Origin of the sequence: Aquitalea sp. ASV11 (assembly GCF_016429185.1) — a bacterium.
GTDB classification, from domain to species: domain Bacteria; phylum Pseudomonadota; class Gammaproteobacteria; order Burkholderiales; family Chromobacteriaceae; genus Aquitalea; species Aquitalea pelogenes.
The window spans coordinates 25,722-40,944 of record NZ_JAELUD010000022.1 but is presented as its reverse complement, the minus strand read 5'-3'; the positions used below and the strand labels follow the sequence as shown (position 1 = coordinate 40,944).

Sequence of the window (15,223 nt, the reverse complement as noted above, 5' to 3'; positions counted from 1 at the left end):
CACCACTCAGAATGAATTCAGAACAAATGTTGCAGTGCCTGGCAGATCTGTTCCAGATAGCGTGCGTCGGTGGCGTCAAACTGGTCGAGACTGCTGGAGTCAACGTCCAGCACGGCCACCACCTCACCCTTGCTGTTGTGAACCGGCACCACGATTTCCGAGCGGGCGCTGGATGAGCAGGCGATATGGCCGGGGAATGCATCCACATCCGGCACTACCAGGGTGCGGTTCTGCGCCCAAGCGCTGCCACATACGCCTTTGCCGTGGGCAATGCGGGTGCAGGCGATCGGCCCCTGAAACGGGCCTAATACCAGTTGCTGGTTTTTTACCAGATAAAAGCCGGTCCACAGCCAGTCGAATGTGCTGTGCAGGGCGGCGGTCAGGTTGGCCAGCGCGGCAATCTGGTCATCTTCGTACTGCACCAGGGCTTGTGCTTGCGGCAACAGTGTCTGGTACTTTTCTTCCTTGGTTTCGCCCTGAATGGTCAAATGTTCAGCCATGTTGTGCTCGGTCTTGTATTGCAAGGCCGACAGCATAGCAGAATGTTTCTGCCAGAATTACCAATAAAAAACCCGGCTTGGGGCCGGGTTTTGTGTCAAGCCTTTCTGGGGCTTGTTACATCATGTGCTGACCGCCGTTGATGGCCAGGTTGGCACCGGTCATGAAGCCGGATACATCGGATGCCAGGTAGTTGATCAGCCCGGCAATTTCTTCCGGCTTGCCCAGGCGGCCTACCGGAATGTTGGCGATGATCTTGTTGCGAACTTCCTCCGGCACGGCCATTACCATGTCGGTAGCGATATAGCCCGGGGAGATGGTGTTGACGGTTACGCCCTTGCGTGCCACTTCCTGGGCCAGCGCCATGGTAAAGCCGTGCATGCCGGCCTTGGCTGCGGAGTAGTTGGTTTGGCCGAACTGACCTTTCTGCCCGTTAATGGAAGAAATGTTGATGATGCGACCAAAGCCACGCTCCACCATGCCATCCAGTACCGGCTTCACCATATTGAACAGCGAATCCAGATTGGTTTTGATGACGGCGTCCCAGTCATCCTTGGTTTGCTTCTTGAATGTGCCATCGCGGGTGATGCCGGCATTGTTCACCAGTACATCCACGGCACCCACTTCGGCTTGTGCCTTGGCCAGCATGGCGGCGCAGGCTGCGGTATCGGTGACGTCACACTGATAGGCATGAATGTCGTCAAAACCCATGCCCTTCATGTCTGCCAGCCAGGCCTGTTCCTTGCCCGGCTTGCTGTAGGTGGTGATGACGGTGTGGCCGGATTCGGCCAGAGCCTTGCAGATGGCGGTTCCAATGCCGCCCATGCCTCCGGTTACGAGTGCGATGCGTTTTGTCATGATGCTGGCTCCTTGTCTTTGTCGGGGTAAAAGTCGCTGATCTCAGTCTGATGTAATTTTTCTTACCAGAATATGAGTCCTACAAAGAATTGTAAACAGCTTGGATGACAAAACGTTTTATGCCGATTGATTTAACAATTCATTACTCAAACGTTGGAGTAAATCCAGTCTTTGTTGCGCGATCAAGCCATCTGCGGCGGCTTGCTTGACGGCGCAGTCCGGCTCTTTGCGGTGCGTGCAGTTATGAAATCGGCATTGGCCGATCAACGGGCGCATCTCCGGGAAGTAGTGCAGCAGGTCGCTGGCCTGCAAATGCTTGAGGCCGAATTCCTGCAGGCCGGGGGAGTCGATCAGGTCGCTGCTGGCAGACAGATCGTTCAGGTGATAGAGCGTGGCATGGGTGGTGGTGTGGCGGCCGGAATCCAGTGCCTCGGAAATATCACCGATGCGCGCGTTGGCTTCCGGCAGCAAGGCATTGGTCAGCGTGGACTTGCCCATACCGGACTGGCCGACAAACACGCAGGTTTCTCCATCCAGCAGCGGCAGCAGAGGAGTCATGTCCTGTTTGGCTGACAGGGTGATCATCTTGTAGCCAAGCCTGGCGTAGGGTTGCAGTTTTTCCACCAGTGCAGGCGTCTCGGGCAGGTCGGCCTTGTTGATCAGGATGACCGGATCGATGTCGGCTGCTTCGGCGGCAATCAGGCAGCGGTTGAGCAGTTCTTCACTGGGGCTGGGGACGGCGGCAATCACGAACAGGATGCGGCTGACGTTTGCCGCAATGACCTTGGTTTTCCATTCGTCCTGCCGGTACAGCAGGCTGCTGCGCGGCAGGCTTTCTTCAATGACTGCCTGTTCCTTGTTCTGGATGAGGATTTCCACGCGGTCGCCACAAGCAAAGTCCACGCGCTTGCCGCGGGTGGAGCAGCCATAAGTCTGGCCCTCTGCCTCAACGATGAAACGTCGACCGTGGCTGCGGATGATCTGTCCGATGGCTGCTCTCATGCGCGTCCTTGCAGTGCTTCGGTTTTGGCCGCGCAAATGAAATCATTCAGGGTCAGGCCGCCGGCATCGTGCGTGCTGAAGCACACCATCACGCGGTTGTAGTGCACCGACAGGTCGGGGTGGTGATCTTCCTGATGGGCAATCCAGGCCAGGGCATTCACAAAGGCCATGGTCTGGTAGTAGTCGGCAAAACGGAAGGTCTTGCACAACTCGATACCCTTGATTTCCCAGTCTGGCAGCTTGGCCAGAAACTGGCTGGTGGTGTTGGCGTCCAGCGGGCTCAGGCCGTGGGCGGTTTCGCAGTGCAGTTCGAGCAGATTCATGTGCTGGCTCCTTTCAGGTGGGCGATACGCAGGCTCGCCGGTGGGTGGGAGTCGTAAAAGGCGGAGTGCAACGGGTCCGGTGTCAGGGTGGACGCATTGTCACGGTAAAGTTTCACCAGGGCATCAATCAGATGCCGGGCATCCGCCTGGCTGGCGGCAAAGCTGTCTGCTTCGTATTCGTGGCGGCGCGACATCAGGCTGGACAAGGGTGTCAGCGGGAAAGTAAAGGCAGGCACAGCCATGAAGAACAGGATCAGGGCCATCGCCGTGCTGGGGGTGCTGACGCCCAGTGCGGTATAGAACCAGCTGGCATCCAGTAACTGTCCCAGAATGAAGAGGAAGCCCAGCGACAGGGCAAAGGCAAAGCTGATGCGCTTGACGATGTGCTTGCGTTTGAAGTGTCCCAGTTCGTGGGCGAGGACTGCTTCAATTTCTTGCGGCGCCAGTTGTTTCAGTAGTGTGTCGAAAAACACGATGCGCTTGGCGCTGCCAAAGCCGGTGAAGTAGGCATTGCCGTGGCTGGAGCGGCGTGAGCCATCCATCACGAACACACCCTGGCTTTTAAAGCCGGTGCGGGCAAGCAAGGCCTCGATGCGTTGTTTGAGTTCAAGGTCTTCCAGCGGGCTGAAGCGGTTGAACAAGGGGGCAATCAGCGTGGGGTAGAGCGCCACCATCAATAGCTGGAATGCCGACCATACCAGCCATACCCACAGCCACCACAGCGGGCCGGCCTGGGCCATCAGCCACAGTACCAGCGCCAGTAGCGGCAGGCCGATGACGGCGCCAATCAGGCTGCCCTTGATCAGGTCCAGTACGAACATGCGCAAGCTCATTTTGTTGAAGCCATAGCGGGCTTCAATGCGGAAAGTGCTATACAGCGAAATGGGCAGGCTGATGGCCGAACTGATGATGGTGACGGCAAGCACCAGCAATATGCCACCCAGCATGGCGCTGGTATGCAGTTGCTGGATTTGCTGGCTGATCCAGTCCAGCCCGCCGCCCAGTGTCAGGCACAGGATCAGGCCGGTATCGATGACGGCCGACAACAGACTCAGCCGGGTTTTGGCCATGCTGTAATCGGCAGCGTGCTGATGTTGTTGCAGGGTGATGCTGCCGGCAAAGTCGGCCGGTACGCTGTGGCGGTGGCGGGCGATATGGCGCAGATGGCGCAGGCCCAGCCATAGCTTGAGTGACAGGGTGACCGCCAGTGCGGCCAGAAACAGGGTGCAGAATGCCTCGGTCATGATTTACGCAGGTGGGTTTGCCGCCAGGGCGGCAATGAAGGAAAATACGCAGACACGTAAAGATTGGACAGTATGGCACAAGATCAGAACAACCTCATCTGGCTCGACATGGAAATGACCGGGCTGAATCCTGAAACCGACCGCATCATCGAAGTGGCAATGATTGCCACCGACAGCCAGCTCAACATCCTTGGCCAGTCGCCGGTATTGGTGATTCATCAGCCGGACAGCGTGCTGGACGGCATGGATGACTGGAACAAGAACACCCATGGCAAGAGCGGCCTGATTGACAAGGTCAAGGCTTCAACCCTGACTGAAGCCGAGGCCGAGGCGACTTTGCTGGCATTCATGGCGGACTATGTACCGGCCCGTACTACGCCGATGTGTGGCAACACCATTCATCAGGACCGCCGCTTCATGGTGCGCTGGATGCCGCGGCTGGAAGAGTATTTCCACTACCGCAATCTGGATGTCTCCACCCTGAAGGAGCTGTGCAAGCGCTGGAAGCCGGAGGTCGCCCGTGGTGTGGTGAAGCGCGGCAAGCACGAAGCGCTGGCGGATATCGAGGAATCCATCGAAGAACTGAAGTACTACCGCGAGCATTTCATCAAGTTGTGATGTAGTGTGCGTGCTACAAATGGTAATATGCATTATGCAAGGGGACGCCAGTCCCCTTTTTCTTGTCAGTTCCCGCCATGTGGCCACGGCGGTCAATGCAAAACCGATTATCCATTTTTGATTGCAAGCACTACACGACCATGTTTGACGACAGCAAAGCCGGTATCAATCACAGCCCGATCTGGGCCAGGCTCCACCAGCATCAGCGCGCTACCCGTTTCATGCAGATGCGCGAACTCTTTCATGCAGACCCGCAACGCTTCAAGCGTTTTTCCTTGCAGCTGGATGGCTTGCTGCTGGATTACTCGAAAAACCGCATTACCGAACGGACGCTGGAGCTGCTGATTGATCTGGCGCATGAGGCCGAGCTGCCGGCATGGATGGCCCGCATGCGTGAGGGCGAACGCATCAATGTCAGCGAAAAGCGTTCGGTATTGCACACGGCCTTGCGCTTGCCACAGCAGGAAAGCCTGCTGCTGGATGGCGAGGACGTGGTGCCGGCGGTGCATGAGGTACTGCAGCGCATGCGGGTGTTTACCGACAAGGTGCGCAGCGGCCAGTGGCTGGGTTATACCGGCCAGCCCATCCGTGCGGTGGTGAATCTGGGTATTGGCGGTTCCGATCTGGGGCCGCTGGTGGTGCAGGAGGCGCTGGCTGCCTATTCCCATCCGGATCTGACCGTGCATTTCGTTTCCAATGTCGATGGTCAGCACATTGCACGTACCCTGCAGCAACTGGACCCGGCCACCACCTTGTTCGTGATTGCGTCCAAATCCTTCACCACGCCGGAAACCCTGCTCAATGCCGAAGCAGCCAAGGCCTGGTTCTTGCGTTCGGCCAGCCAGGCGGACATTGCCCGCCATTTCGTTGCGGTGTCCACCAATGCCGCTGCGGTGTCGGCCTTCGGCATTGATACCGAGCACATGTTTGGTTTCTGGGACTGGGTGGGTGGCCGTTATTCGGTATGGTCGGCCATCGGTTTGTCGGTGATGCTGTCCATAGGTTATGACAATTTCCGCGAATTCCTGGATGGCGGCTACGCCATGGATCAGCACTTCTTCGGTGCGCCGCTGGATGGCAACATTCCGGTGCTGCTGGCGCTGATCGGCATCTGGTACAACACCTTCTACCAGGCGCATACCCACGCCATCATGCCTTACGACCATGGCTTGCGCCGCTTGCCTGCCCATATCCAGCAACTGGACATGGAGTCCAATGGCAAACGCGTGGGGCGTTTTGGCGAGCCGCTGGATTTTGACACCGGCCCGGTCATCTGGGGTGAAGAGGGTGCCAACAGCCAGCATGCCTTCTTCCAGCTCCTGCATCAGGGCACCCGCCTGGTGCCTTGCGACTTCATCGTGCCGATGAACAGCCATTACGGGCTGGAGCAGCAACACCGTGTGCTGGTGGCCAACTGCTTTGCCCAGTCCGAAGCGCTGATGCGTGGCAAGAGCGAGGCGGAAGTGATGGCAGAACTGCCAGACCTGCCGGGTGAAGAGCTGGACATGTTGCTGCCGCAAAAACTGTTCCCCGGCAATCAGCCTTCCAATACCATTGCGCTGGAGAAGGTGACGCCCTACAACCTGGGCATGCTGATGGCCATGTACGAACACAAGGTGTTTGTGCAGGGGGTGATCTGGGGCATCAATTCTTTTGATCAATGGGGCGTGGAGTATGGCAAGCAGCTGGCGCGGCGCATTCTGCCGGAGCTGGATGCTGCCGCCGTCTCCTCGGCCGAGCACGACAGCTCCACTCTGGGGCTGATCCGCCATTTCAGGAAAACGCATGGATAAGGAACTGAGCACGCTGTCTGCCCGCCTGGGGGCGGCCTTGCTGGCGCGTGGTGAAACAATGGCTACTGCTGAATCCTGCACCGGCGGCATGATTGCTGCTGCGCTGACCGATATTGCCGGCAGCTCGGCCTGGTTTGGCTATGGCATGGTCAGCTACAGCAATCAGGCCAAGCAGGATTTGCTGGGCGTCAGCGCCGCTACGCTGGAGGCACATGGCGCTGTCAGCGAGGCGGTGGTGCGGGAGATGGCTGCCGGTGCCCGTCAGCGTGCGGCGGCAGACTGGTCGGTGGCCGTGTCCGGCGTGGCCGGGCCGGGTGGTGGCTCGGAGGAAAAGCCGGTTGGCATGGTTTGGCTGGCGGTGGCGGGGCCGGAGGGCTGCTCACGCGCTTTTGTCAGTTATTTTGCCGGTGACCGTGCTGCAGTGCGGCGGCAAACGGTGATTGCCGCATTGAATGCCGTGCTGGAGATGCTGGCCGGGCAGCCGCTCAGTGCCTGAGTGACTGGGTCAGCCATGCAAAAAGGGAGCCAATGGCTCCCTTTTCAGGCTGCTAACGAAGTGATTTGGTACGGTGGCACTGGACCCGGCAAAGCCGGGCCTTTCGGCAAAATTATTACTTACGCAGTCTTCCTGTCTATTCCCTATCCCCCCGCCCTTTCCCTGAAAGGGAGCCTCGCTTTCTTTTCAGAAAGCGAGAGGAGTTTGTCAATAATCTGAAAAGGGAGCCAATGGCTCCCTTTGCTATTTCAATTGCGTTGTTCGGCTGGCAGGCGCAGCCAGTCGGCAGTATGGCGGATCAGCCGGTAGGCCACCGACAGCTGGGCTGGAATGGTGGGCAGGGCGTCAATGTGATACCAGCCGGCGTCTTCGATTTCACCTTCTTGCGGGCGGATGTCGCCGCCATCGTATTCGGCGGTGAAAGCCAGCATCAGCGAATGCGGGAAAGGCCAGGACTGCGAGCAGACATAGCGCAGGTTCTTTACCCGCACGCCCACTTCTTCCTGTGTTTCGCGGTGAACGCATTGCTCCAGTGTTTCACCCGGTTCGACAAAACCGGCCAGTGCGCTGTACACGCCAGGCAGGAAGTGCGGGCTGCGGGCCAGCAACAGCTCCTGCCCGCGATAAACCGCCACCATCATGGCGGGGGACAGGCGCGGATAGTAAAGCTGGCCGCAGCTGGGGCAGTGCTTGCCCTGGTCGTGGCCGTGTTGTTGCAAAGGGCTGGCGCAATGCCCGCAAAAACGGTGGGTGTGCTGGAACTGGCGCAGCTGGGCAGCACGGGCAATGCCGTCGGTCTGCTCCGGCGGCAAGGCCATCAAGGCGGCGCGCAGTGGCAGCCATTCGCAGTCGGCAGGTGGCGGGCCAACCAGGTCCGCAGCATACAGATTGCAGCCTTGTTGCTGGTCGATGAACAGGCGGTTGGCCAGCGGCCAGTGCCGGGCTGCATCACCGGGCAGGACCTGGTTTTGCAATAGCAGGCGCGGGCCATCGAAAATGCACCAGCGGGTTGGCAGATCGGGATTGAAATGTTCGGGCAGTTCGAGCGGCATGATGGGGTTTCGGGACGCTAAGCTGCCAGTGTAGCGGCAGACACGGTGGATTGTCTGCTGGATTTCCCCTGCTCAGTCCGGTTGATCGTGCATCCAGTAGTTGCTTTGCCGACGTACCACCTCGGAAAGCGAACCGCTGTCCTGATACACATCGCGCAGCCATTGGCTGTCCGACTGACGCTTCAGTACCCGCGCACGCAGTGCGGCCAGTTCCACTTCGCAGCCTAGCGCGTCGGCATGCGATTGCAGCAGGTTCAGTGTATCCAGCAAGTCCTCCTGCACACTGGTTTGCTGGCCGCTGCTGCTATTGACCAGCACACCGTCAAAACCGAAGCGGCAGGCCTGGAAGCGGTTGTAGCTGTAAGTCAGGTAGTGTGCGGGGCTGATGTCATGCCATTCCTGCTCCATGCAGTGCCGGGCCAGCATCTGGGCGTAAGCGGCCAGCAAGGTGGGGGTGACAATGTCCAGCGGAGTGTCGCAGATGCGTATTTCCACCGTGCCGTATTCCGGCTTGGGGCGTATGTCCCAGTAAAAATCCTTCATGCTGGCGACAATGCCCAGTTTTGCCATGTCCTGAAAATATTCATTGAACTGGTCCCAGCTTTCCACGCAGGGCATGCAGCCGGACAGGGGGAAGGCATTGACACTGGTCAGGCGTGAAGTTTGAAACCGGGTATCCATGCCCTGATAAAACGGCGAGGCGGCTGACAGGGCGATGAAGTGGGGGATGTAGCGCGCCAGATAGTGTCCCAGCCGGATGGCGCTGTCGCCGTCCGGGCAGCCGATGTGAATGTGCTGCCCGTAGACGGTGAATTGCTTGGCCAGATAGCCATACAGTGCCGAAACCAGCTGATAGCGTGCCTTAGGGTAAATCTGCTGCTCGCTCCAGTGCTGAAAAGGGTGGGCGCCGCCGCCAGCCAGACCAAGATTCAGTTTCTCCGCGTTGCGGGTCAGCAGCTGGCGGATGGCTTGCAGTTCCTGCAGCATCTCGCTGCAATGGGTGTGAATGGCGGTGCCGATTTCAATCATGCCCTGAGTGATCTCCGGCTTGATGTCATAACCATGTGGCTGACGGTCGATCAGCAGCAGCAAGTCGTCCGAGCCACGGGTCAGGTTGTAGTCGCGGCGGTTGACTATCATCAGTTCCAGTTCCACACCCAGGGTCAGTGGTGTGCTGTTGTTGAATTCCAGCATGTCAGTGCTCCTTGCTCAGTTCGCCTGCCTGTTGCAGGGCCAGTCGGCACAGCCAGGGGCCGGCCAGTTCGCTGATGACCAGTACTGCCATCAGGCAGGTAGCGGCATTGTTTGCCTGTGCGCCCAATACCACCGAGCCCATGCTCAGCAGCATGGCACTGCCGCCCGACAGCGGGTTGAGTGCCAGTCCCAGCCACAAGCCGCGTCGACGGGTGAGACAATTGGCTGGTGCCAGTGCAAACCAGAACAACATGGCAATGCCGGTACGCAACAGCAGATAGGAGATGGCCAGCGGCCAATGGCTGGCCAGTGCTTGTGGTTGCAGCCAGGCACCGGCTGCCACGAAAAAGGCGACAAAGAAAAAGTGACTGCCAGCCAGCAGGTCGGGCTCGCTGATGCTTTCGCCGCCGCGCAAATTGCGGGTGGCGAGGCCAAATACCAGCAAGGCCAGCGATGGCAGCGTGCCCAGCATCACGGCCAGGCCCACCAGCAGGGTGATCAGCCCGAACAGCAGTACGGTGCGGTGCTGGCGCTGATGGCCCAGCCAGTGGTTGAGCGCAATGGCCAGTATGCCGGCCAGCAGACCCAGCAGGCTGGAGCCCAGAATCAGCCAGGCCGGGGTGAGCAGACCGTCTGCTGATGACTGTTGCCCGAACAGGTGAGCCGAACCAAGCGCAATGGCAAAGACCAGTAGCGAAAGCAGGCTGGACAGGGCGGTGGCGGTGGCCAGCCGGTCGCTGACCTGACCTTCGGCGCGCCCCTCGCGCATCATTTCCAGAATGACGATGGGTGAGCTTGCCATGCCGATGGCGGCCATGGTGGTGCTGGTTTGCCAGTCCAGTCCGGCAAAAACCAGCAATGTGTACAGTGCAGCAAATACCAGCAGGCAGTAAGTCAGCGTGCTGAGCAGCAAGGTGCGCTCGGCACGCAGCCAGCGCAAATCGACCCTGCGCCCGCTTTCAAACAGCGCCAGACCCAGTGCCAGATTGACAAACAGGTCGGCGGCACGCAGCAGGTCTTCGTTCAGGATGTGCAGGCTGGCCGGGCCGATGATCAGGCCGATCAGCACGTAGCCGGTCATGGCGGGCAGGCGGGCAATGCGGTTGGCAATATGGCCGCCCATCACCCCCAGGGTGAGGAGGATGCCAAAGGCGGCCAGCGGGTTAAGGGCAATGTTCTGCCAGGGAAAGTTTGGCATGGGCGTCTCCGTGGTCTGGTGGAGTGGGCTGCACAGGTGCAGGTCAAGGCCGGGAGTGGCGCGGATTGGCAAGGGTTTGGCAGGTGGCGTGTTGCAAGGTTTGATTAATAAGGGACTGCTGATGTAGCTGTATGGTTCCGCGATATTTTTATTTTTCTGAAACTGGCCATGAGATCAGGTTTTGGCAGGAAATGAAAAACGGCCCGTATCGGGCCGTTGGCGAGGTGCGCACGGATGGATCAGCGCCGGCTGCGATCCTGCCATAGCAGATAGCCACCCAATGCCATGCCCATGATGCAGAGTGCGAGCACATAGCGTGCCGGTGCCAGCGGGTCGTGCTGTTGCCACAGTGTCACCACCATGGGGGTCAGGCCGCCGAAGATGGCATACGACACATTGTAGGAAAACGACAGTCCGGTGAAACGGATGGCTGGCGGGAAAGCGCGCACCATCACATAAGGCACCGCACCGACAATACCCACGCACAGCCCGGTCAGCGCGTATAGCGCATACAGCTGGCTCGCGTCATGCGCGACGGTGGTATAGAAATGATGACTGCTCATCCCCAGTAGCAGGCAGCCCAGAATGAAGGTCGTCCCGCTGCCCAGTCGGTCGATGATGCGACCGGCCAGAATGCAGCCTGCGGTCAGGGCAATAATGGCCAGGCTGTTGGCCTTCAGTGTGGTGGTGGCCGCCATGCCGAACTGCTTTTGCAAATAGGTCGGTGTCAGCAGGATGACCACCACGATGGCGGCGGACAGCAGCCAGGTCAGCAGCATGGAGACGATGATGGCCGGCTTGTGCTGGCTCAGGACGGTCTTGAGTGGCAACTCCTCGGCCAATGCCTTGCGGGCCTGCATTTCGGCGAAAACAGGGGTTTCTTCCAGCCATTGGCGCAAATACATGGCCACCAGGCCGAACACACCGCCAATCAGGAAAGGCAGTCGCCATGCCCAGTCGGCAATCTGCGCGGGGCTGAAGCTGCTGTTGATCAGCGTGGCCAGCAAGGAGCCCAGCAAGATGCCAGCCGTCAGGCCGGCTGTCAGGGTGCCGCAAGCGTAACCGGTGTGACGGGCGGGGACGTGCTCTGCGACAAATACCCAGGCACCGGGTACCTCGCCACCGATGGCGGCGCCTTGCAGAATGCGCAGGGCCAGTAGGGCCAGCGGCGCGGCAATGCCGATGCTGGCATAAGTGGGCAGCATGCCCATCAGCAAGGTTGGTACCGCCATCAGGATGATGGATAAGGTGAACATGCGCTTGCGTCCCAGCTTGTCACCAAAGTGCGCCATGATGATGCCGCCCAGCGGGCGCGCCAGATAGCCGGCAGCGAAAATGCCGAAGGTCTGGAACTGGCGCAGCCAGTCTGGCATGTCCGGCGGAAAGAACAGCTTGCCGATGACCAGGGCGAAAAACACGAAAATGATGAAGTCGTAAAACTCCAGTGCTCCGCCCAGGGCGGCCAGTGCCAGGGTGCGGTAATCCTGGCCATTGAGCGGGCGGGGTGGGGTGTCCTCAAGCAGGTGCGGGGTGGTCATGCGTATTCTCTTGGTAAATGAACAAGGCGGCCGCTCTGTGGCGGCCTGCGGTCTGCCTGTGGGCAGGGTAGTGAGAATACGAGATAGAAGGGGGCAGGGCAATGCAGCAAGCCGCCATGCGGTGGCAGCTTGTTGCGTCATGATGGGTGGTTTGTTGAGTTAATGTATTCAATCAGCCAGATATTTCATGAAAAATGCGCGGAAAGTCTTTTGTCATGAGTTGGTGTGCGGTGTGGTCGTTGCGCTGTGCAAGGCATTCAGTCGCGATAGCTGGTCTTCGGCCTCCTGCATCACGCGCAAAAAGAGTTCAGCCACTCCAGGAATGTCGTCAATCAGGCCTTGCACCTGGCCAATCAACTGCACCCCTTGCTGATGATTGCCTTCTTCAATGGCAAGGCGGATGGATTCGGTGGCTGCGCCAAACAAGGCCAGTTGGCGCAACTCCTGCGGTTTTTTCAGCATGCCGCCCAGTGCTACCTTCAGTACCGGCATCTTCAGCTTGCGGGCAACGGCGCTGGCCTTCCAGCCGGCCATCAGCAGGTTCATCGGCTTGCGACAGGCGGCGCGCGCGGCCGGGGTGTCCATCATGCGGCACCACAGGCCATCAAAATTTCGCGAATACAGGGTGTCACTGACACTGCGCTGGCGAATCATCTCCTTGCTGGTGGCGTGTACCGGGCTTTCGCGGGTCATGGCCAGGCGGCTGCCCATGGCGATGGCATCGGCACCCAGCGCCAGTGCGGCCAGCAGACCAGCCCCACTGCCAAAGCCGCCGGCGGCGATGATGGGAAGCTTGCTCACCTTGCGAATGGCTGGAATCAGAACCAGCGAAGTGACTTCGCCGCCATGCGCGGCCGCTTCGTGGCCGGTCACCAGCAGGCCATCCACACCGGATTTCTCTGCCGAGATGGCGTGTTTTTCCGTTACGACGGTGGCAATCACCTTGCCGCCGTAGGCGTGTGCTCGCTTTACAATCCAGTCGCCCTTGCCCAGGGAGAAGTTGATCACCGGCACCTGCTCTTCCAGTGCTACCACGCAATTGTCATGGGCGCCGGGCATCATCAGGGTGCAGCCAATGCCAAAGGGCTTGTCGGTCAGTTCGCGGATGCGGCGGATGGCGGCGCGGGTTTGTGCGGCATTGAGCGGCCCTGTGGCCAGAATGCCCAGGCCGCCTGCGTTGGCGGTGGCGGCCACCAGTTCGGGGGTGGCGATGTAGCTCATGCCGGGGCAGGCAAGAGGCAATTGAATGCCGAAAGTTTCGGTAAATCGGGTTTGCATGATGATGGCCGCCGTGTGGTTTACACTATGGCGCTATTGTTCAGGCTTTTTCCGAAAAATTCAAACGGTTGTTTGATTATGTACATGGTATTGATTGGCTGGCTCTACGTGGTACTGATGCTGGCAGTGGCACAGAACAGTCTGTGGGCAACATTCTCCATTCTGTTCTTTTTGGGATTTCTGCCCACCCTGTTTATTGCAAGAATGACACGCCGCCGCCTGCGCAAACGGCAGGAATTGGCGCAGGAGAGGGCAAATCAAGGCAAGACGCTTGAGTGAGGCGGCTTTGCGGTGCTAGAATCCTGCGTCCTCTGCATTGGGCAGGGGAAACACTACGCACATCCGCGCCAAAGGGTGCCGCCAACGCAAAATGGCGGTTGTCTGCGCGGATGGAGGCTTAACCCTTTAAGGAGTTTTTGCATGTCCACCAACGTTACCATGCGTCAAATGCTTGAGGCCGGCGTTCACTTCGGCCACCAAACCCGTTTCTGGAACCCGAAGATGGCTCAGTACATCTTTGGCAGCCGCAACAAGATTCACATCATCAACCTGGAAAAGACTCTGCCGCTGTTCATCGGCGCCCAGGAATATGTGCGTCGTCTGGCTGCCAACAAGGGCACCGTAATGTTTGTTGGTACCAAGCGTCAGGCGCGTGAGATCGTCCGTGAAGAAGCTGCCCGCGCTGGCATGCCGTTTGTTGATCACCGCTGGCTCGGCGGCATGCTGACCAACTACAAGACAGTGAAGCAGTCCATCAAGCGTCTTGAAGAAAAGCGTGCCATCCTGGAAGGCGCTGACATGGGTTACAACAAGAAAGAACTGTTGGACCTGCAACGCGAAGTTGACAAGCTGGAACGCTCGCTGGGCGGTATCAAGGATATGAAGGGCCTGCCGGATGCCATCTTCGTTATCGACACTGGCTACCAGAAAGGTACCATCGTTGAAGCCAAGAAACTGGGTATCCCGGTAATCGGCGTTGTTGATACCAACAACTCGCCGGATGGCATCGACTACGTTATTCCGGGCAACGACGACTCCAGCCGTGCCATCCGCCTGTACGCTCGCGGCATCGCCGACGCCGTACTGGAAGGCCGCGCCCAGTCGCTGCAAGAAGTCGTAGCTGCCGCCGAAACGGCCCAGGCTGAGTAAGCAGACTCGAAAGGGGGCGCAAGCCCCTTTTTTCAGACCTGATTACCCTTACGTATCGAATACAGGAGTTACAAATGGCGGAAATCACCGCAAAAATGGTTTCGGATCTGCGCGCTGCTACCGGCCTGGGCATGATGGAATGCAAGAAAGCCCTGGTTGAAGCTGAAGGCGACGCTGCCAAGGCTGAAGAAATTCTGCGCATCAAGTCCGGCAACAAGGCTTCCAAGATGGCTGGCCGTCTGGCTGCCGAAGGTATCATCGGTTCTTACGTTGCCGGCGGCGTTGGCGCCCTGGTTGAAGTGAACTGTGAAACCGACTTCGTTGCCAAGGACCCGACTTTCGTTGCACTGGCCAATGCTGCTGCTCAAGCTGCTGCCACTGCCAACCCGGCTGATGTTGAAGCCCTGTCCGCTGTTGTGATCGACGGCCAGTCCGTTGAAGACATCCGCAAGGCTGCCATCGCCAAGCTGGGCGAAAACATGACCATCCGTCGTTTCGTTCGTTACGAAACCACTGGTACCATTGCTACTTACCTGCACGGTGCCAAGATCGGCGTGATCGTTGACCTGAAGGGTGATGAAGCGCTGGGTCGTGACATTGCCATGCACATCGCTGCTTCCAAGCCGATCTGTGTATCCAAGGATCAGGTTCCGGCCGAAACCCTGGAACAGGAGCGCAAGATCTACACCGCTCAGGCTGCCGAATCCGGCAAGCCGGCCGATATCGTCGCCAAGATGGTTGAAGGCCGCGTCAACAAGTTCCTGGCCGAAGTGACCCTGGTTGGTCAGCCTTTCGTCAAGAACCCGGACGTGACTGTAGAAAAACTGCTGGCTGAAAAATCTGCTTCCGTAAATGCATTTGCCATGTTTGTTGTTGGCGAAGGCATCGAGAAGAAGGTTGTAGACTATGCTGCTGAAGTGGCCGCTGCTGCCAAGCTGTAAGTCTGACAAGACTGTATGATCGAACGGCACCCTGCCTGCAG

16 protein-coding genes are annotated in these 15,223 nt (G+C 58.8%); 6 read left to right on the top strand and 10 right to left on the bottom strand.

The genetic code is table 11. The features are described from left to right. Positions 1-17: 17 nt before the first annotated feature. The 5 genes from JHD62_RS09455 to JHD62_RS09435 form a co-directional block, all read right to left on the bottom strand. Entirely contained in the window at positions 18-500 is a 483-nt protein-coding gene (locus JHD62_RS09455) for a GAF domain-containing protein (protein ID WP_199102677.1), read from the bottom strand. A 115-nt stretch (positions 501-615) separates the two neighbouring features. Then, the gene (gene phbB, locus JHD62_RS09450) at positions 616-1,356 is read right to left on the bottom strand and encodes an acetoacetyl-CoA reductase (protein ID WP_045844985.1); all 741 of its coding nucleotides are present in this window, start codon (positions 1,354-1,356) and stop codon (positions 616-618) included. 117 nt (positions 1,357-1,473) lie between these two features. Further along, complete coding sequence (rsgA, locus tag JHD62_RS09445) at positions 1,474-2,358, bottom strand: ribosome small subunit-dependent GTPase A (protein ID WP_199102676.1); 885 nt, start codon at positions 2,356-2,358, stop codon at positions 1,474-1,476. Then, positions 2,355-2,681: a 4a-hydroxytetrahydrobiopterin dehydratase gene (locus JHD62_RS09440; protein ID WP_199102675.1), complete on the bottom strand. Its 327-nt coding sequence runs from the start codon at positions 2,679-2,681 to the stop codon at positions 2,355-2,357. The genes rsgA and JHD62_RS09440 overlap by 4 nt, the downstream gene beginning before the upstream one ends. Then, a complete protein-coding gene (locus tag JHD62_RS09435; RefSeq protein WP_199102674.1) occupies positions 2,678-3,925 on the bottom strand; it encodes a M48 family metallopeptidase in 1,248 nt (415 codons plus the stop codon). Before JHD62_RS09435 ends, JHD62_RS09440 begins: the two co-directional genes overlap by 4 nt. Before the next feature lie 72 nt (positions 3,926-3,997). On the opposite strand from JHD62_RS09435, the gene orn reads away from it, so the two are divergent. The 3 genes from orn (at position 3,998) to JHD62_RS09420 (ending at position 6,832) form a co-directional block, all read left to right on the top strand. After that, the gene (orn, locus tag JHD62_RS09430; RefSeq protein WP_199102673.1) at positions 3,998-4,543 is read left to right on the top strand and encodes an oligoribonuclease; all 546 of its coding nucleotides are present in this window, start codon (positions 3,998-4,000) and stop codon (positions 4,541-4,543) included. Between the two features lie 140 nt (positions 4,544-4,683). Continuing rightward, positions 4,684-6,336 (top strand): glucose-6-phosphate isomerase, encoded by a 1,653-nt coding sequence (gene pgi, locus JHD62_RS09425; protein WP_199102672.1) that lies wholly within the window; start codon positions 4,684-4,686, stop codon positions 6,334-6,336. After that, the gene (locus JHD62_RS09420; RefSeq protein WP_199102671.1) at positions 6,329-6,832 is read left to right on the top strand and encodes a CinA family protein; all 504 of its coding nucleotides are present in this window, start codon (positions 6,329-6,331) and stop codon (positions 6,830-6,832) included. The genes pgi and JHD62_RS09420 overlap by 8 nt, the downstream gene beginning before the upstream one ends. 248 nt (positions 6,833-7,080) lie before the next feature. On the opposite strand, the gene nudC is transcribed toward JHD62_RS09420, so the two are convergent. From nudC to JHD62_RS09395, 5 genes are all read right to left on the bottom strand, one after another. Beyond that, on the bottom strand, positions 7,081-7,884 hold the full coding sequence (gene nudC / locus JHD62_RS09415; protein WP_199102670.1) for an NAD(+) diphosphatase: 804 nt from the start codon (positions 7,882-7,884) through the stop codon (positions 7,081-7,083). A 72-nt stretch (positions 7,885-7,956) separates the two neighbouring features. Next, positions 7,957-9,078 carry a YbdK family carboxylate-amine ligase gene (locus JHD62_RS09410; RefSeq protein ID WP_199102669.1) on the bottom strand — a complete coding sequence of 374 codons (1,122 nt, stop codon included), beginning with the start codon at positions 9,076-9,078 and terminating at the stop codon, positions 7,957-7,959. 1 nt (position 9,079) lies between these two features. Next, positions 9,080-10,276, bottom strand: a complete 1,197-nt coding sequence (locus tag JHD62_RS09405; protein WP_199102668.1) for a cation:proton antiporter — start codon at positions 10,274-10,276, stop codon at positions 9,080-9,082. Positions 10,277-10,515: 239 nt separating this feature from the next. Next, entirely contained in the window at positions 10,516-11,814 is a 1,299-nt protein-coding gene (locus JHD62_RS09400; protein WP_199102667.1) for an MFS transporter, read from the bottom strand. Between the two features lie 213 nt (positions 11,815-12,027). Continuing rightward, positions 12,028-13,092: a nitronate monooxygenase family protein gene (locus JHD62_RS09395; protein ID WP_199102666.1), complete on the bottom strand. Its 1,065-nt coding sequence runs from the start codon at positions 13,090-13,092 to the stop codon at positions 12,028-12,030. On the opposite strand from JHD62_RS09395, the gene JHD62_RS22540 reads away from it, so the two are divergent. From JHD62_RS22540 to tsf, 3 genes are all read left to right on the top strand, one after another. Continuing rightward, positions 13,057-13,371: a hypothetical protein gene (locus JHD62_RS22540; protein WP_233160795.1), complete on the top strand. Its 315-nt coding sequence runs from the start codon at positions 13,057-13,059 to the stop codon at positions 13,369-13,371. The genes JHD62_RS09395 and JHD62_RS22540 overlap by 36 nt on opposite strands. Before the next feature lie 141 nt (positions 13,372-13,512). Then, positions 13,513-14,241 (top strand): 30S ribosomal protein S2, encoded by a 729-nt coding sequence (gene rpsB, locus JHD62_RS09385; RefSeq protein ID WP_199102665.1) that lies wholly within the window; start codon positions 13,513-13,515, stop codon positions 14,239-14,241. Positions 14,242-14,315: 74 nt separating this feature from the next. Beyond that, positions 14,316-15,182 (top strand): translation elongation factor Ts, encoded by an 867-nt coding sequence (gene tsf / locus JHD62_RS09380; RefSeq protein WP_045844998.1) that lies wholly within the window; start codon positions 14,316-14,318, stop codon positions 15,180-15,182. Positions 15,183-15,223: the final 41 nt, after the last annotated feature.